This is a genomic window from Enterobacter cloacae complex sp. IR5403, from assembly GCF_049238705.1.
Lineage (GTDB): Bacteria > Pseudomonadota > Gammaproteobacteria > Enterobacterales > Enterobacteriaceae > Enterobacter > Enterobacter hormaechei_C.
The window spans coordinates 68,366-84,565 of sequence record NZ_JBMKHP010000013.1 but is presented as its reverse complement, the minus strand read 5'-3'; the positions used below and the strand labels follow the sequence as shown (position 1 = coordinate 84,565).

Here is a 16,200-nt window from a genome sequence, read left to right as displayed (position 1 = left end):
GGTTAAGGATAGAGGGATACGGGGGAAAAGTGCAAAAACCGCCACAGCACCCACCCACCAAACCCCATCAATACCACCCCCGCCGTGCGCTCTATCAGCCAGAGCGAACGGCTGAGCTTTTGCTGAACTGCCGGTAACCCTATCAGCGATACCAGCGCAAAATCCCATATCAGCACCACCATCACCATCCAGACGCCGCAGGTCGCCTGCTGAAGCAGCGTGACGTCCGGCCCGAGTAACGCCGTCATCAGCGCCAGGTAGAACAACGCGTTTTTGGGATTCAACAGCGCCGAACCCAGCCCCAGCAGGATCTGCTTGCGCAGCGAAGGGCAGCGCTGATGGGTTTCATTCAGCGTCAGCGGCTGCGGGCGGCTGCGCACAAGGTGCGAGCCAATCCACAGCAGGTACAGCGCCCCGCAAAGCTCGATTAGCGTAAACAGCCACCCAAACTGGCGCAGCGCGCTCCAGCCGATAATCACCAGTAAGATATACAACCCGTTACCTGCTGCGATGCCGAGACACAATCCGGCGCTGCCACGCAGCCGGTAGCGGGCGGCGTAGCCCACCAGCAGGAAGAAATCCGGGCCCGGGCTTAACAGGGCAACAAAATGCGCCAGCGCGAGGGCAAGAAAAGCGGAGGGAAATAACAGTTCCATAGCGACCTCAGTGACAAATCTGAGGTCACCTTACGACGTTACGTATCCTGATTATTGTCTGATATTGATCGGCCCGTGGCGTACTGGCGCGGCGTGGCGGCGGTATAGTTCACGAAGGTCTTATGAAAATGACTCTGGTCGGCAAACCCGCTCTGGTAGCCCACGTCGGCGATATCATCCCCCGCGCGCAGCCGCGCTTTGGCGTACTCCACGCGCGAAATGTTGAGGAAACTGCCCGGCGTAAGGCCGGTATCCTGCCTGAAAGTGCGGATCAGCGTCTCCTTGCGCAGCGAGAATCGTTGGGCGAGTTCGTCAAGGGAAGGCGGTGCGGCAAGGTCGGAGAGTAACGCCTGCTGAATCTGCTGGCTGGTTGAGCGAGGCGCATTCATCTCACCCGCGCAACGGGGAAGGGCGGAAAGCAGGGTCTCCACGGATGCGGAGGACATCGTCCCGACAACGGCAAGAAAGCGCTTAAAGAGCGTGGGATCGCGAATAACCTGTAGCCCCAGGGGAAGATCGGTGTCGATATAGAGCATATGGTAACTGCGCGGCTTCCCGACAACGGGGTTGCAGCTGTGCGGGGCATAAGCCGGGATCACGATAAGATCACCAGGTTCAAGAACGTACGCGTAGCCGTGACTTACGCAGCAGGTCTGGCCTTCCACAATCGCGCCGATGGAGAGCTGTGGATGGCAATGACGTTTGTATGCCTGGGTGCTCTGCCACGTACTGCGCAGCTCAAGGCCTGCTGCGCGGTTGAAGGTCTGGCGGATGTGGCGGGTATCGGTCATAAGAACTCCAGTGGTGAGCGTTTTTTATACCATGTCTGCGCATCGCCTGGCAGCGTCTTGTTAAGAACCCTCCGTATATACCCAACTTTACCTTCATAGCCAGTCAGATTGACTACCCTTAATACCCTAAGCGGTAAAACAAGGAGATTCGATATGGCTTACCAGACAGTAAATCCTGCCACGAACCAGCTCATCAAAGAATATCCCTCCCACACTGATGCAGACGTTGAAGCGGCGCTGAAGGCAGCCGATGCGCTCTATCACTCCGACTGGGCGAAGGGCGACATAAGCCAGCGCCTGCCGGTACTGCATAAGCTGGCGGACCTGATCGACGAACGCGTGGAGGATCTGGCGAAAATCGCCAGTCAGGAGATGGGTAAGCTCATCGAACAAAGCCGCGGCGAAGTGAAGCTGTGCGCGCAAATCGCCCGCTACTATGCGGATAACGCGAAGCAGTTCCTGGCCCCGGTGAAGTATGACTCTGAACTCGGGGAAGCATGGGTTGAACATCACCCCATCGGCGTGCTGATGGCCGTCGAACCATGGAACTTCCCGTACTATCAGCTGATGCGCGTTCTGGCGCCAAACCTGGCAGCGGGTAACCCGGTGATCGCCAAGCATGCCAGCATCGTGCCGCACTGTGCAGAGACCTTTGCACAGCTGGTACGTGAGGCGGGCGCGCCGGAAGGGGCGTGGACCAACCTGTTTATCTCGTCCGAACAGGTGGCGAACATCATCGCCGACGATCGCGTACAGGGAGCGGCGCTGACCGGTTCAGAAAAAGCGGGTAGCGTGGTTGCGGCACAGGCTGCGAAGCACATCAAAAAATCGACCCTGGAACTGGGCGGGAACGACGTCTTCGTGGTGCTGGACGATGCGGATCTCGAGAAAGCCGTGAAGATTGGCGTTAACGCGCGGCTTAATAACGCCGGGCAGGTCTGTACCGCTGCGAAACGCTTTATCCTGCATGAAAAGATTGCAGACGCCTTCCTGAGCAAATTCACCGAGGCGTTTAAGCAGGTGAAAATTGGCGATCCGCTGGACGAAAGCACCACGCTGGGGCCTTTGTCATCCAAAGACGCGCTGGAGACGCTAACTAAACAGGTTAACGAGGCGGTGAAAAATGGCGCGAAGCTGCACTATGGCGGCAAGCCCATACAGCGTGACGGGAGCTTCTTTGAGCCGACCATCCTGACCAATATCTCGCGCGATAATCCGGCGTATTTCGAAGAGTTCTTTGGACCGGTAGCGCAGATTTATGTGGTGAAAAACGACGACGAGGCGGTTGCCCTGGCGAACGACTCCCACTACGGACTGGGCGGAGCGGTGTTCAGCCAGAACATCGAGCGCGCGAAGAAAATGGCGTCGCGCATTGAGACCGGGATGGTGTACATCAACTGGCTCACCGACACTGCGGCAGAGCTACCGTTCGGCGGCGTAAAACGTTCGGGTTACGGACGCGAGCTGTCGGACCTGGGGATCAAAGAGTTTGTGAACCAGAAGCTGGTGGTCGTTCGCAAGTAACGCGGTAATAAAAAACCTGCCATCCGGCAGGTTTGCCATTAACCGTTGCACCGCTTTTCTTGCCGGGTGGCGCTGCGCTTACTCGGCCTACAAAGAATACATTTCACCCTTCATTGTAGGCCCGTGCAAGCGTAGCGCCGCCGGGCGAAATGCGCAGACAGGCTTAGAAGGACACTCCACCGCCTACATATGCGCCGTCGATCAACGTGTGGTTTGGACGACCGTCTTTACCGTCTACGCTCACGTGGCGATAGCCCACTTTCAGCGTGACAGGTTTGACTGGCGTCCAGCTTACGCCGCCGTTAGCTTCCACATAGTTCTTCACGCTGTTGTTCAGGCCGTCTGGCGCCACATAACCTTCACCAAACACGTGAATGCTGTCCGTCAGCGCAACGTTAACACCGCCGCCAATCGGGAACGCCACACCGTTATCGCCTTTTTTCGGGCCAATATAGATGGCTTTCGCGCCAGCATTCAGCATTACCGGACCCACTTCCAGGTTGTAGCCTGCCCCAACGCCGCCGGTCTGGGTGCCGTCATCGGTGTTTTTCAGCCAGTTGCTCTCCGCATACAGGCCAGATGAGGATTTCCCCATTTCCAGATTGAGGTTAGTAAAGTTTTTACCCTGCTCAATGCTGCCACCCATGGCCAGTGCGGAGCCCGATACGGCGGTCAGAGCAGAAAGGATCAGGACGTTAAGTTTTTTCATGAGTGTTTCCTCGTCATTAAATTAATCTGAGGGCACCTTAACAAGCGATGTTTATGACTGCAAATGTGATAAGTTTCGCATTTTTATGCTGTTTATGTTGGGTTTTTGAATGGTAAATGTTGGTGAATTGTTTATATGGCAAATCGTCAATGCCCAATACATTCGCGTTTAGGGACAGTTTACATTTCTGGCTAAACGTAAAATGAACGAGGCGCAAATAGTTCTTCGCCATGAATTAATTGGGTTTCTAATAATTTCCAAAAGTATTTCAGCTGACACAGATAAAGACAGAGGTTTACATTTCTGGTGATTGGTATACGTCCCTCCGGGCCTTTACATGTCATTTTTCTGACACGTTTCTTCATTACGTTGTTGGCTTCACTTACTGGATGCTAACAATATGAAAAGAAAAATTATTCCTGTGCTAATCGGTTGTGCGCTCTCTTTCTCTGGCCTGGCGGCACAGCCAACCGCGGAGCGCTACGTCGTCAGCTTTCCCGAAGGCGCGCATGTCAAATACAGCGGTGCGTTTGCCAGCGCATTCCCGAACGGGCTCCCGGTGGGTATTGGTTCGGGTTTGTTGTTCACGGGCAAGCAGGGCGATGCGCTGACGTTTGCGACCGTGACCGATCGCGGTCCTAACGCGGATTCGCCAAAAATGGGAAAAAACGATGCCAAAATCTTTGTTACTCCGGATTTCGCCCCGCTGCTGATGACGATCCGCGTGCAAAACGGTAAAGCGGAGGCCGTGGACGCGCGACCGCTGCATGACGATAAAGGCGAGATCAACGGCCTGCCGCTGCAAAGCGGCGTGATTGGCTCCACCAATGAAATCGCGCTAAGCGACACCTTAAAAGTGCTGAAAGGCGATAACCGCGGGCTGGATACGGAAGGCATCACGCCGGACGGGAAGGGCGGCTACTGGCTGTGCGATGAGTATGGCCCGTTCCTGATTAACATCGACGGGAAAGGGAAAATCCTCGCGATCCACGGCCCGCAGGCGACGGAAGGGGAGAAGTCCATCGCGGGTGGTCTGCCAAACGTTATCAAATGGCGTCAGGCAAACCGGGGCTTCGAAGGGCTGACCCGCATGCCGGACGGACGCATTATCGCCGCCGTGCAAAGCACGCTGGATATCGACGGGAAGAGCAAAAAACAGGCGCTGTTTACGCGTCTGGTCAGCTTCGATCCGGCGACCGGGAAAACCGCGATGTACGGCTACCCCATCGACAGCGCGGCCTACAGCAAAAACAGCGACGCCAAAATCGGCGACATAGTGGCGCTGGATAACCACACCATCCTGCTGATAGAACAGGGTGAGGATAAAAACGACGCAATGCGTAACCTCATCTACAGGGTGGATCTGAGCAAGGCGAGCGATCTGGCCGCCTTCGACAAGCCGGGCGAATACCCGGAGTTTGATGATGAGAAAACGCTGGCGCAGCGCGGCATCACCCTTGCGGAAAAAACGCAGGTGGTCGATCTGCGTGCGCTGGGCTGGCAACAGGAAAAGGCCGAAGGGCTGGCGCTGATTGACAGTAAAACGCTGGCGGTAGCGAACGATAATGACTTTGGCGTGAAGGTGGCGATGCAGAAGCCAGTCGAAGGCAAGAAGCTCAAGGATTATCGGGTGAACGCGCAGGGGGCGCTGACGCTGGATGACAAACCGGTTGAAACCACCCTCAGCGTGAAGCCGCTGAAGAAACCGGAGTCCGACAGCGAGCTGTGGATTGTGACGCTGCCGGAGGCGTTGAACCAGGGCTGAGCCACTTACCCCTCACCCTGACCCTCTCCCCGCGGGGGAGAGGGGATAATCGGTGCGGTTATTTTTTCAGCCCCGCAAACGCTGCCCGAATTTCTTCTTCCGGCAGCTGTATTCCAATAAACACCATCACGCTGTGCGGCGCTTCATCGTCCCACGGGCGATCCCAGTCGGCGCTGTACAGGCGCTGCACACCCTGGAACAGCAGGCGGTTCGGCTCGCCGTCGATCCACAGCATCCCTTTATAGCGCAGCAGCTTGTCGGCAAACGACAGCAGCAGGTTCTCCATCACGCGGGAGACCTCGCTGATGTCCACCGGGTAGTCCAGCTCCACCACAATCGACGTCACGTCGTTTTGCTTGTCGGACATAAAGTGGAAGCGCGGTTTCGCGGTGACGTTCTCTTCCAGCATAAAGCCGTTGGTGTTGAACAGCTGGGCGAGATCGATATCGCCGTGCGTCACCGTGTAAATGGGCGCACGCGAGTTAATGCGCGTCAGGCGCTCGCGCAGTTTTTCGCTTTCACCCGCCACGTCGGTTTTGGTCAGCAGGATGCGGTCGGCGTAGCCAACCTGAGACTGGGCGATGGTGAACTGGTTCATCTGCTCGTCGGCATGGACCGCATCGACCAGGGCAATCACGCCGTCCAGCAGGTAGCGCTGGCAGATGATCTCATGAGAGAAAAAGGTCTGAATAATCGGGCCGGGGTCGGCCATGCCGGTGCACTCGATCACCAGACGGTCAAAGTCGATGTCACCGCGATCGCGGCTGTCGAGCAGGTCCAGCAGGGCGTCTTCTAATTCGTTAGAGCGGGTGCAGCAGATGCAGCCGTTGGTCAGGGTTTTGATCTGCGTGGCGCGGTCGCCAATCAGCTGATCGTCAACGGAGACTTCGCCAAATTCGTTTTCGATGACGGCGATTTTGAAGCCGTGCTGTTCATTCAGGATATGGCGCAGCAGGGTGGTTTTACCGGCGCCGAGGAAACCGGTCAGCAGGGTAACGGCAATCGGGGTCATGGTTTCTCCTTTAGCAGCAGCGGACGCCGCCTTCTCCACTTCCGCCGTAGCGCGCTTCCTGACGCTCGCGGAAGAATTCAGTGTAGGTCATGTACGGCTTATCCGGATGATTGGTCTTCATATGCTCAACGTAGTTGTCATAGTCCGGAATGCCAATCAGCATTTTCGCCGCCTGACCAAGGTATTTTTTCGCTTCGCCTAAGTTACCAAACATAACGTGTCCTGATAAGAAAAAGCCCGGTGGCGCTACGCTTACCGGGCCTACAGTACCGTTGTAGGGCGGGTCAGCGCAGCGCCACCCGCCATTTTATTAATGGTGTGAAGAGGTCTTCACGCCGCCTTCCGGCACCGGTACGTACGGGGTTTCTTTGTCCGTACGGCCCTCAACGTTACGCACTTTCATCCAGGTTTTGATGCCGTAGAAGATAATGCTGTACACCACCACCAGGAACAGAATGCTCAGACCCGCGTTGGTGTAGTTGTTCACCACGATATGGTTCATGTTGGCAATCTGCTGCGCGGTCAGATCCGCGCCGCCTGCGGCAATCTTCTCTTTGTACTGGTTAGCCATGAAGAAGAAGCCTTCCAGCTGCGGGTTGGTGCTGAACAGTTTCAGACCCAGCGCCCAGGTGGTGCAGAGTAGCAGCCACAGCGCAGGCACCACGGTGACCCAGATGTACTTGGTGCGTTTCATCTTCACGAGGACAACGGTACCCAGCACCAGGGCCACAGCCGCCAGCATCTGGTTAGAGATACCGAACAGCGGCCACAGGCTCTTCACGCCGCCCAGCGGGTCAACAACGCCCTGATACAGCAGATAACCCCACAGGCCTACGCAGCCCGCAGTGCCCAGAACACCGGCCACCAGAGAGTCGGTTTTCTTCAGGAATGGCACGAAGTTACCCAGCAGATCCTGCAACATGAAGCGGCCTGCACGCGTACCAGCATCCAGCGCGGTGAGGATGAACAGCGCTTCAAACAGAATACCGAAGTGGTACCAGAAGCCCATGTCCGCCCATGGCAGCACTTTGTGGAATACGTGTGCGATACCCACCGCCAGCGTTGGCGCGCCACCTGCGCGGTTCAGCACGGACGGTTCGCCGATGTCTTTCGCGGTCTGCATGATTTGCTCAGGCGAAATCACGAAGCCCCAGGAGCTGACGGTCGCCGCCGCGTGTGCGCTGGCGTCTTTCAGCTGCGCCATGATCAGCGCGGTATTTTCGCCGCCCATCTCATGCAGGTTTGGCATGGTGATGCCGAGACCCGCCGGTGGGGTGTTCATCGCAAAGTACAGGCCTGGCTCGATAATCGATGCCGCAACCAGCGCCATGATCGCCACGAAGGATTCCATCAGCATCGCGCCATAACCGATGAAGCGCGCGTCGGTTTCGTTGGCCATCAGCTTCGGCGTGGTGCCAGAGGAGATCAGCGCGTGGAAGCCAGATACGGCGCCGCAGGCGATGGTGATAAACAGGAACGGGAACAGGGCGCCTTTCCACAGCGGACCGGTACCGTCAATGTACTGCGTCACCGCCGGCATTTTCAGCTCCGGGTTGATGATCACAATACCAATGGCCAGCCCGACGATAACGCCGATTTTCAGGAAGGTCGCCAGGTAGTCACGCGGGGCCAGAATCAGCCACACCGGCAGCAGCGCTGAGATGAACGCGTAACCGATTAGCGCGAAGGTGATGGTGGTGTCTTTAAATGTCAGCGCCGGGCCCCAGTACGGGTCGTGCGCAATCACGCCGCCGAAGTAGATGGAGGCAACCAGCAGCACGATACCGATGACCGACACCTCGCCAACGCGGCCAGGGCGCAGGAAGCGCATGTAAATGCCCATGAACAGCGCAATCGGTACGGTAGAGCAGACGGTGAAGACCCCCCACGGACTTTCGGCCAGCGCTTTCACCACGATCAGGGCCAGCACCGCCAGGATGATGATCATGATCAGGAAGCAGCCGAACAGGGCGATGGTGCCCGGCACGCGGCCCATCTCCTCTTTGATCATCTCGCCCAGCGACGAACCGTTACGGCGCGAGGAGATAAACAGCACCATAAAGTCCTGCACCGCTCCCGCCAGCACCACGCCCGCCAGCAGCCAGAGCGTACCCGGCAGGTAGCCCATCTGCGCAGCCAGCACCGGACCGACCAGCGGACCCGCGCCTGCAATGGCGGCGAAGTGGTGACCAAACAGCACGTAACGGTTGGTTGGCACGTAGTTCAGGCCGTCGTTGTTAATGACCGCCGGGGTGGCGCGCGTCGGGTCGAGCTTCATGACCTTCTGCGCGATGTACAAGCTGTAGTAGCGATAAGCCACAAGATAGACGGAAACCGACGCGACCACGATCCACAGGGCGCTGACGTGCTCGCCCCGGCGTAATGCGACAACCGCCAGACAGAAAGCACCGATGATCCCGAGTATGGCCCAGGGCACGTGCTTAAGTAGTTTTTTAGTATCCATAATAAGACCTGGTTTTTTATGTAAAGAAAAAAGGGTCAGGGTTCGTTGTGAGGAGGTGTTGATTAATGCTGGAGCGATCGTGCCAGATCCTCGCGCGTGTAAAGCACGGTAAATAGGTGAGTGGTTGAAAGCGATGCGTGAGCGGTCAAAAGCGAGGGTAAGTGGTTAAGGCTCACCCCCGGTGGAAGAAAATATGTGATTGAGATCACTGAGAATAATCTAACCCTGCGGGGTTTCGTCGTTCGCTTCAGGGAAGTGCGCGCAGCGGCAAGGCTGATACGCAGGCAGCAGCTGATAGCGCCCTTTGCCGTCGTGTTCAATAATCGGGGAAAGCGCCTGTAAATCGCGGTACACCGTGCGTTCGGTAATGCCAAATTTATGCATCAGATCGCGGCGATTAACGCTTCCGTTGCGGTGCAGGGCAATAATGATTTCAACCAGACGTTCAGCCGAGCGGCTTCGGGGTGAAGGGGCCATAAGACTTTCCAGCGTTAAGGGGGCGGCTGACGACGTCGCCAGCCGCCCCGGAAAATTTATCTTATGGATAGTTAACGGCGCACCTTTGCGGAAACCTTAACGTTTTTTTGTGCAACGGGCTCAAACTGCGGCTTCCATCTCCATCATCACCGGGTGGAAACGGCGTTTGAAGTAGATCAGGCCGTGCCCCTCGCTGCTGAGGATGATGTTCTTAATCTCCACAAGGTAGACCAGATGGGTGCCAATGGTTTGCACCTGGGTTATCTCACCTTCCAGGCTTGCCAGAGCGCCTTTCAGCACCGGCTGCGCCAGCGGTCCCTTCTGCCAGCAGGAGAGAGCAAAGCGCTCCTCCATTGCCATGCCGGTCATCCCGGCAAAGTGGCGAGCCATGATCTCCTGCTCATGGTTCAGCACGTTGACGCACAGTTTGCCGTTGCCCTGGAAGACCGGGTTCATGGCGCTGTTGGCGTTGATGCAGACCATGACCGAAGGTGGTGTGTCCGTGACCGAACAGACGGCGGTGGCGGTAATGCCGCAGCGACCCGCATCGCCCTCGGTAGTGACCACATTCACCGCCGCCGACAGGCTGGCCATCGCGTCGCGAAAACGCAGGCGTTCTTCAGATTGCATTGAAACCTCCCGCTGCGTTATTTCAGCAGCTTATCCAGCATGTTGATATCAGTGTTGTTGTGCAGGTGCGGTACGGTCCAGCCGTGCTGGTCGTACTCGGACATGCAGCGGTCAACCATCGCCATCATCTTGTCCATGTTGCCGGAGCTTTGCGCCTGACGCAGGCATTGCAGGCGGATCTCATCCTGGCTACCGGAGTAGTTGATTTCGTACAGCTCATGACGTCCGCCAAACTCGCTGCCGATGGCATCCCACATCAGTTTCAGAATCTTGATGCGTTCGACATGATCCATCCCGTTAGAGCCGCGCACGTACTTCGCCAGGTACTGGTCGATCTGCGGGTTGTTCAGGTCCCGCGCGCTGGACGGCAGGTAGATCAACCCGGAGGTCACGTTACGTTCGATGATGTTCTTGATCTTCGCATAGGCCATTGGCGCCATCACGCGGTAGGTCTGTAACGCCGCGTGGTCAGGCAGATACGCGCCGTTTACCCACGGCGTGGCTTCGGAGCACATGGAGTCGCTCAGCGCCCAGAACATGTTGCGCCACGCCACTACTTCGCCGAGATCCGCCTGCACGCCGCGGAACTCGAGGGTGCCGGTACACTCCAGCGACTTCTTCAGCAGAGCGGTGATGAAGTCGAGCTTCACTGCCAGACGCACGCAGGCCTGAAGCGGGTACATGCGGGCGAAGCCACCCTCCATCGTCCAGCGACGGCAGCGGTCGAAATCGCGGTAGATCAGCACGTTTTCCCACGGGATCAGCACATGATCCATCACCAGAATGGCGTCGTTCTCGTCAAAGCGGCTGGAGAGCGGGTAGTCGTACGGAGAGCCGGTCGCCCCTGCCACCATCTCGTAAGAGGCGCGGGAGATCAGCTTCACCCCTTCGGCATCCATCGGCGCGACGAACATCAGCGCGAAGTCCGGGTTTTCGCCCATCACCTGTGCCGAGCCAAAACCGATCATGTTGTAATGGGTTAATGCCGAGTTGGTGGCCACCACTTTCGCGCCGCTGACGATGATCCCGGCGTCGGTCTCTTTCTCCAGCTTGATGTAAACGTCTTTCACCTCGTCCGCCGGTTTATGGCGGTCGATCGGCGGGTTGACGATGGCGTGGTTAAAGTACAGGCCGGTTTCCTGAATACGGGTGTACCAGTTGCGGGCGTTCTGCTCGAACTGACCGTAGAAGGCAGGGTTAGCGCCGAGCGCGCAGCCGAACGCGGCTTTGTAGTCCGGCGTGCGCCCCATCCAGCCGTAGCTCAGGCGCGACCACTCGGCGATAGCGTCGCGCTGCTGGCGCAGATCGTCGGCGCTTTTCGCCACGCGGAAGAATTTATGGGTGTAGCCGCCGCTGCCGGTGTCGGTGCCCCAGCAGAGGGTATCCTGCATGTCTGGCTTGTGCAGGGCATCGTACATCTGGGCGATGGACGCCGCCGCATTACGAAATGCCGGGTGGGTAGTGACGTCCTTAACGCGCTCGCCGTAGATATAAATCTCACGGCCATCTTGCAGGCTTTTTAAATACTCTTCACCGGTTAACGGACGTTTGGCATCAGCGCGGAAATCTTCAGGCTTCATAGGGACCTCGTATCGGAAGATGATTGTTAAATTTATGTTTTGTTTTTGTTGTTTAATTGAAGCTTGAGAGGGGCGGAACGTGAAGGGACGATTGGGACAACGGCAGGTACTTTTCGCGAGAGATCGCAGAGTGTGATTTCCCTCACCCTAACCCTCTCCCAAAGGGAGAGGGGACGGTTACTCCCTCTCCCTTTGGGAGAGGGCAGGGGTGAGGGGAACAGGCGATACCGGTACTTTCTGCGCCCGGTACGCGCTGGGTGAGCACCCCGTCAGTCGGTTAAAAAAACGGGCGAAATAGGCCGGATCTTTAAACCCCAGCTGCCAGGCAATGTCGCTCACGGTGCTGTCGGAAAACAGCAGCAAACGTCTGGCTTCCCGCAGCTGGCGGTCGAAGATCAGCCGTTTCGGCGAGCGGTTGGCGAAGCGGCGACAGATATCGGTCAGGCGGGATTCGGTGAGATGCAGTTCGCTGGCGTATTCCGGCACCGTCCAGTGCTCGTGGTAATGAGCATCTGTCAGCTGGTTAAAGCGCTGAAACAGCTTCAGCTCACCGCGCATGCCGCCCGAAGCGTGGTCGTCGAGCTTTGCGTTTCGCAGCAGCAGGGTAAAAACGGCCTGCGCCAGCAGGACCAGCGTATGCTCACGGCCCGGCAGCTGTTCCGTGGATTCCCGGGCAATCAGCTGCCAGTAGTGCTTCAGCGCCGCCAGCTCGTCAGGCCTGTCGGCAAGCGACAGGCAGATCCCCGGCAGGCCGAACGCTTCCCGCGTGCCGGGGTAGAGCACTTCTAACAGCGGCCAGATGAGATCCTCGCGTACCGTCAGTACGTGGCCGTCGCTGTCGGATTCGGTGATAAACGCGTGCGGCACCGACGGCGGCGTCAGCACGAACAGCGGTGCCTGCACCGAGTAGCGATGGTCGTCAAGCTGGAGCTCAATCTGCCCGGTGTCGAGAAAATGCATCTGAAAATACTGGTCGTGGCGGTGCGCCTGCATGTCGCGGCCAAAAAAGGCCGCCATGCGGGCAAACGACTGGTAGTGCACATCGTCGGTGCCCAGACTTTCGTCGTACTCTTTGCTGATATCAATGTTGGCGATGGGGCTCTGGCACATGATCGTTCCTCTGTTGATCCCGCTGCGTCATCGGAATGCGCGTCAGCACCAGTGCGCCCACCACCAGCAGACCCGCCACGAACCACAGTCCCGAGCTGAAGCTGCCGGTCGCGTCGCGCAGAATACCAATCAGCAATGGGCTGACGGCAGACCCGACGTTGCCGATGGCGTTGATCACCGCCAGCGCCACCGCGCGGGATTGCAGGCTAATAACCTGATCCGGCGTGGTCCAGAATATCGCCATGGCGGTAAACGATCCGGTTGAGGCCATGATGATGCCAAGCAGCTGGATCAGGCTGTGATCGGTCGCCGAGGCCAGCATCCATCCCGCCGCGGCAAACAGATACGGCAGGATGGTGTGCTTTTTTCGCTCTTTCAGCCTGTCGGAGCGGCGGCTCCACCAGATCATCCCGAGGATGGTGCAAAACTGCGGGATCGCCGCCAGCAGGCCGATGACGATATTGCTGCTGCCGGTGTTGAAGCTTTGCAGGATCTGCGGCGTCCAGATGTTGATCGCGCTCAGCGTATTCGTCAGGCAGAAGTAGGCCAGCGTGTAGAGCAGCACGGCGGGCGTCAGCACCTCGCGCAGCGTCGAGCGCGGCGTGGCGACGTGCGCAATGGCCAGCTCCTGCTCGCGGGCGATCATCGTTTTGAGTGCCTGCTTTTCGTCATCATCCAGCCAGGTGGCCTGATCCGGCGTGTCGTTAAGGTAGAACCAGGTCACCACGCCGAGCACCACCGACGGCAGCCCCTCCAGCAGGAACAGCCACTGCCAGCCCTTCAGGTTCCACAGCCCGTCCATTGCCAGAATGTACCCGGAGAGGATCGAACCGAGCATCATGGTCACCGGCATGGCGATCATAAACAGCGAGTTGGCGCGGGCGCGGTGATACGCCGGGAACCACCAGGTGAGATAGACCAGAATGCCCGGCAGGAAGCCAGCTTCGGCAATGCCCACCAGCATGCGCAGGACATAGAGCGTTTCGGGGCTGGTGGCGAACATGGTGCAGGTAGAGGCGATGCCCCACACCACCATGATCCCGGCGATCCAGCGGCGGGCGCCGACCTTCGCCAGCATGATGTTGCTGGGGATCCCGCACAGCACGTAGGTCACATAAAACAGGGTCGCAGCCAGGCCAAACATGGTCGACGTGAGGCCCAGATCTTTGCCCATCGTCAGCCCGGCAAAGCCGATGTTGATGCGATCGAGAAACGAGAAAACAAACAGGATAAAAAGAAACACGATCAAACGACGGAACAGCTTATTAATAACGCGATGTTCAACAGCTTTAGTATGCAGGGTTGAGGTCGTCATGTTGCGCTCCACATCGTACGTTTAGTAGACGGATTTATTGTTATCAACTGCTGTGGTGACGTCGGTAAAGCGGGCCGCCAGCGCTTCGGCGCTGCGGGCGAGCAGGGTGGTATCCACGCCGACCGCGACAAACAACGCGCCGAGGCTGAGATAGCGTTTTGCCAGCTGTTCATTCGCCATCAGGATGCCGGGCGCTTTGCCCGCGCTGAGGATCTGCGCGATCGCCTGTTCAATGGCGGCCTGCACCTCCGGGTGCTGCGGATTACCGGCGAAGCCCATGTCGGCGCTCAGATCCGCCGGGCCGATAAACACGCCGTCTACCCCTTCCACGTCCAGGATCTGCGGCAGGTTTTTCAGCGCCTCGCGGGTTTCGATCTGCACCAGCACGCACATGGCGTCGTTAGCCTGTTGCAGGTAATCCGGGATGCGGTTCCAGCGCGACGCCCGCGCCAGCGCGCTGCCGACGCCGCGAATGCCGGCAGGCGGATAACGGGTGGCGCTCACCGCCAGACGGGCTTCGTCGGCGTTTTGCACCATCGGCACCAGCAGGGTTTGCGCCCCCACGTCCAGCAGCTGCTTGATCTGCACCGGATCGTTCCACGACGGGCGCACCACCGGCTGGCTGGGATAAGGGGCGATGGCCTGGAGCTGAGTCAGGACGGTCTGCACGCTGTTCGGCGCGTGCTCCCCGTCGATCAGCAGCCAGTCAAAACCGGCCCCGGCAAGTAGCTCAGCGCTGTAGCTGCTGGTCAGCCCCAGCCACAGGCCGATTTGCGGCTTTCCGGCTTTCAGCGCGGTCTTAAATGCGTTTTCCATGGTGCACTCCTACACAAAGCGGCAGCTAATCGAGCCCATGTTGCCGTAGTCGACGTGGAAGGTGTCGCCTCTGCTGGCGGCAACCGGGCGGGTAAACGAGCCGCCGAGGATGATCTGGCCTGGCTCAAGCTGCACGTCGTACGGCGCGAGTTTGTTCGCCAGCCACGCCACGCCGTTCGCCGGGTGGTTAAGTACGCCTGCGGCGACCCCGGTCTCTTCGATCACGCCGTTGCGGTAGAGCAGGGCGGAGATCCAGCGCAGATCCAGCTCGTCGGGTTTAATCGGGCGGCCGCCGAGGATCACACCCGCGTTGGCGGCGTTATCGGAGATGGTGTCGAACACCTTGCGTGGGCGCTGGGTTTCCGGGTCGATGTTATGGCAGCGCGCGTCGATCAGCTCCAGAGCGGGGATGACGTAATCCGTGGCGTTGTAGACGTCGAAGATCGTGCAGTTCGGGCCGCGCAGCGGTTTTGCCAGCACGAAGGCCAGCTCTACTTCGATGCGCGGGACGATAAAGCGATCCACGGGAATGTCGCTGCCGTCGTGGAAGAACATATCGTCCAGCAGCGCGCCGTAGTCCGGCTCGCTGATCTGCGAGCTGGCCTGCATCGCTTTGGAGGTGAGGCCGATCTTGTGGCCCTTCAGCACGCGGCCTTCGGCGATCTTCAGGCTGACCCATTCGCGCTGAACGGCGTAGGCGTCTTCAATGGTGATCTCCGGGTATTCCAGCGAGATCGCGCGGATCTGCTCCTGGGATTGTTCCGCCTGATGCAGGCGGTGGGCGATCAGGGTATGGGTGTTTTTGTCGAGCATGGCGTATCCTTTGTGCGGCTGTTGCCGGGTGGCGCTTCGCTTACCCGGCCTACGGTTCGGTGCTGCTGTTGCCGGGTGGCGCTGCGCTTACCCGGCCTACGGTTTGGGGTCGTTGTAGGCCCGGTAAGCGCAGCGCCACCGGGCGAGCAAACGGCTACTTAAACAACGCGTGCACGTTGTTCTGCTTGTAATTGAGCGTCGGGTGTAGCTCGTCGAGCTCGAACGACAGCGCCAGATACCGGCTGTTCATCAGCGCTGCGAAATGATCTTTAATCAGCGCAAACAGCATTTCACCGACCTCTTTCCGGCTCTCCAGGCTGCGCCCCGCGCCGATCTTCAGCGTCATATGCACAAAGGCGTAATCGTGCTTACCGTCGGCCATCTGCCAGGTGTCCAGCCAGTGGGCGCGGCTGCGGATGCCGCCGATGGGGAAGATGCCCGTGGCGGCGAGCGCCTCGTTCACTTTGGCGAACAGCCCCGGCAGGTCGGCCTGCTCGCGGATGTTGTCGGTACATTCAGCAATAAAATGCGGCATGGT

Annotated in this window: 16 protein-coding genes; 2 read left to right on the top strand and 14 right to left on the bottom strand. The window is 58.5% G+C overall.

Annotation, left to right across the window (positions count from 1 at the left end; all coding sequences use genetic code 11):
* Positions 1 to 2: 2 nt before the first annotated feature.
* Together ACOTW6_RS16970 and ACOTW6_RS16965 are read right to left on the bottom strand one after the other, a co-directional pair.
* Entirely contained in the window at positions 3 to 656 is a 654-nt protein-coding gene (locus ACOTW6_RS16970; protein ID WP_090279858.1) for a LysE family translocator, read from the bottom strand.
* Positions 657 to 694: 38 nt separating this feature from the next.
* Positions 695 to 1,447, bottom strand: a complete 753-nt coding sequence (locus ACOTW6_RS16965; RefSeq protein ID WP_213789079.1) for a helix-turn-helix domain-containing protein — start codon at positions 1,445 to 1,447, stop codon at positions 695 to 697.
* A gap of 153 nt (positions 1,448 to 1,600) precedes the next feature.
* On the opposite strand from ACOTW6_RS16965, the gene ACOTW6_RS16960 reads away from it, so the two are divergent.
* Positions 1,601 to 2,971, top strand: a complete 1,371-nt coding sequence (locus ACOTW6_RS16960; RefSeq protein WP_213789078.1) for an NAD-dependent succinate-semialdehyde dehydrogenase — start codon at positions 1,601 to 1,603, stop codon at positions 2,969 to 2,971.
* 163 nt (positions 2,972 to 3,134) lie between these two features.
* On the opposite strand, the gene ACOTW6_RS16955 is transcribed toward ACOTW6_RS16960, so the two are convergent.
* Positions 3,135 to 3,680 carry a YfaZ family outer membrane protein gene (locus ACOTW6_RS16955; protein WP_033486712.1) on the bottom strand — a complete coding sequence of 182 codons (546 nt, stop codon included), beginning with the start codon at positions 3,678 to 3,680 and terminating at the stop codon, positions 3,135 to 3,137.
* Between the two features lie 400 nt (positions 3,681 to 4,080).
* On the opposite strand from ACOTW6_RS16955, the gene ACOTW6_RS16950 reads away from it, so the two are divergent.
* Entirely contained in the window at positions 4,081 to 5,445 is a 1,365-nt protein-coding gene (locus ACOTW6_RS16950) for an esterase-like activity of phytase family protein (protein ID WP_063151199.1), read from the top strand.
* Positions 5,446 to 5,503: 58 nt separating this feature from the next.
* Here ACOTW6_RS16950 and yjiA read toward each other — a convergent pair whose 3' ends face one another.
* The 11 genes from yjiA to ACOTW6_RS16895 all read right to left on the bottom strand — a co-directional run bounded on the left by yjiA (position 5,504) and on the right by ACOTW6_RS16895 (position 16,197).
* The gene (yjiA, locus tag ACOTW6_RS16945; protein ID WP_063151197.1) at positions 5,504 to 6,457 is read right to left on the bottom strand and encodes a GTPase; all 954 of its coding nucleotides are present in this window, start codon (positions 6,455 to 6,457) and stop codon (positions 5,504 to 5,506) included.
* Between the two features lie 10 nt (positions 6,458 to 6,467).
* A complete protein-coding gene (locus tag ACOTW6_RS16940; RefSeq protein WP_003856610.1) occupies positions 6,468 to 6,671 on the bottom strand; it encodes a YbdD/YjiX family protein in 204 nt (67 codons plus the stop codon).
* A gap of 96 nt (positions 6,672 to 6,767) precedes the next feature.
* Positions 6,768 to 8,921: a carbon starvation CstA family protein gene (locus ACOTW6_RS16935; protein WP_047052543.1), complete on the bottom strand. Its 2,154-nt coding sequence runs from the start codon at positions 8,919 to 8,921 to the stop codon at positions 6,768 to 6,770.
* A gap of 219 nt (positions 8,922 to 9,140) precedes the next feature.
* Positions 9,141 to 9,398 carry a DeoR family transcriptional regulator gene (locus ACOTW6_RS16930; RefSeq protein ID WP_163358867.1) on the bottom strand — a complete coding sequence of 86 codons (258 nt, stop codon included), beginning with the start codon at positions 9,396 to 9,398 and terminating at the stop codon, positions 9,141 to 9,143.
* A 120-nt stretch (positions 9,399 to 9,518) separates the two neighbouring features.
* The gene (locus tag ACOTW6_RS16925; protein ID WP_003856606.1) at positions 9,519 to 10,028 is read right to left on the bottom strand and encodes a 4-hydroxyphenylacetate 3-monooxygenase reductase subunit; all 510 of its coding nucleotides are present in this window, start codon (positions 10,026 to 10,028) and stop codon (positions 9,519 to 9,521) included.
* Positions 10,029 to 10,045: 17 nt separating this feature from the next.
* Entirely contained in the window at positions 10,046 to 11,608 is a 1,563-nt protein-coding gene (hpaB, locus tag ACOTW6_RS16920; RefSeq protein WP_010427196.1) for a 4-hydroxyphenylacetate 3-monooxygenase, oxygenase component, read from the bottom strand.
* A gap of 177 nt (positions 11,609 to 11,785) precedes the next feature.
* Positions 11,786 to 12,718 (bottom strand): 4-hydroxyphenylacetate catabolism regulatory protein HpaA, encoded by a 933-nt coding sequence (hpaA, locus tag ACOTW6_RS16915; protein ID WP_213789077.1) that lies wholly within the window; start codon positions 12,716 to 12,718, stop codon positions 11,786 to 11,788.
* Positions 12,690 to 14,033 carry a 4-hydroxyphenylacetate permease gene (gene hpaX, locus ACOTW6_RS16910; RefSeq protein WP_062932409.1) on the bottom strand — a complete coding sequence of 448 codons (1,344 nt, stop codon included), beginning with the start codon at positions 14,031 to 14,033 and terminating at the stop codon, positions 12,690 to 12,692. The genes hpaA and hpaX overlap by 29 nt, the downstream gene beginning before the upstream one ends.
* Positions 14,034 to 14,054: 21 nt before the next feature.
* Complete coding sequence (gene hpaI / locus ACOTW6_RS16905) at positions 14,055 to 14,849, bottom strand: 4-hydroxy-2-oxoheptanedioate aldolase (protein ID WP_062932408.1); 795 nt, start codon at positions 14,847 to 14,849, stop codon at positions 14,055 to 14,057.
* A gap of 9 nt (positions 14,850 to 14,858) precedes the next feature.
* Positions 14,859 to 15,662, bottom strand: coding sequence for a 2-oxo-hept-4-ene-1,7-dioate hydratase (gene hpaH / locus ACOTW6_RS16900; RefSeq protein ID WP_213789076.1), 804 nt, complete (start codon positions 15,660 to 15,662; stop codon positions 14,859 to 14,861).
* A gap of 154 nt (positions 15,663 to 15,816) precedes the next feature.
* On the bottom strand, positions 15,817 to 16,197 hold the full coding sequence (locus ACOTW6_RS16895) for a 5-carboxymethyl-2-hydroxymuconate Delta-isomerase (protein ID WP_045339629.1): 381 nt from the start codon (positions 16,195 to 16,197) through the stop codon (positions 15,817 to 15,819).
* Positions 16,198 to 16,200: the final 3 nt, after the last annotated feature.

Excerpts from the sequence above, each read along its gene's own strand:
- ACOTW6_RS16950 (WP_063151199.1), top strand. The coding sequence starts at position 4,081 with ATGAAAAGAAAAATTATTCCTGTGCTAATCGGTTGTGCGCTCTCTTTC.
- ACOTW6_RS16940 (WP_003856610.1), bottom strand. The coding sequence starts at position 6,671 with ATGTTTGGTAACTTAGGCGAAGCGAAAAAATACCTTGGTCAGGCGGCG.
- ACOTW6_RS16935 (WP_047052543.1), bottom strand. The coding sequence starts at position 8,921 with ATGGATACTAAAAAACTACTTAAGCACGTGCCCTGGGCCATACTCGGG.
- hpaB (WP_010427196.1), bottom strand. The coding sequence starts at position 11,608 with ATGAAGCCTGAAGATTTCCGCGCTGATGCCAAACGTCCGTTAACCGGT.
- hpaH (WP_213789076.1), bottom strand. The coding sequence starts at position 15,662 with ATGCTCGACAAAAACACCCATACCCTGATCGCCCACCGCCTGCATCAG.
- ACOTW6_RS16970 (WP_090279858.1), bottom strand. The coding sequence starts at position 656 with ATGGAACTGTTATTTCCCTCCGCTTTTCTTGCCCTCGCGCTGGCGCAT.
- ACOTW6_RS16895 (WP_045339629.1), bottom strand. The coding sequence starts at position 16,197 with ATGCCGCATTTTATTGCTGAATGTACCGACAACATCCGCGAGCAGGCC.
- ACOTW6_RS16930 (WP_163358867.1), bottom strand. The coding sequence starts at position 9,398 with ATGGCCCCTTCACCCCGAAGCCGCTCGGCTGAACGTCTGGTTGAAATC.
- ACOTW6_RS16965 (WP_213789079.1), bottom strand. The coding sequence starts at position 1,447 with ATGACCGATACCCGCCACATCCGCCAGACCTTCAACCGCGCAGCAGGC.
- hpaX (WP_062932409.1), bottom strand. The coding sequence starts at position 14,033 with ATGACGACCTCAACCCTGCATACTAAAGCTGTTGAACATCGCGTTATT.
- ACOTW6_RS16960 (WP_213789078.1), top strand. The coding sequence starts at position 1,601 with ATGGCTTACCAGACAGTAAATCCTGCCACGAACCAGCTCATCAAAGAA.
- hpaI (WP_062932408.1), bottom strand. The coding sequence starts at position 14,849 with ATGGAAAACGCATTTAAGACCGCGCTGAAAGCCGGAAAGCCGCAAATC.
- yjiA (WP_063151197.1), bottom strand. The coding sequence starts at position 6,457 with ATGACCCCGATTGCCGTTACCCTGCTGACCGGTTTCCTCGGCGCCGGT.
- hpaA (WP_213789077.1), bottom strand. The coding sequence starts at position 12,718 with ATGTGCCAGAGCCCCATCGCCAACATTGATATCAGCAAAGAGTACGAC.
- ACOTW6_RS16925 (WP_003856606.1), bottom strand. The coding sequence starts at position 10,028 with ATGCAATCTGAAGAACGCCTGCGTTTTCGCGACGCGATGGCCAGCCTG.
- ACOTW6_RS16955 (WP_033486712.1), bottom strand. The coding sequence starts at position 3,680 with ATGAAAAAACTTAACGTCCTGATCCTTTCTGCTCTGACCGCCGTATCG.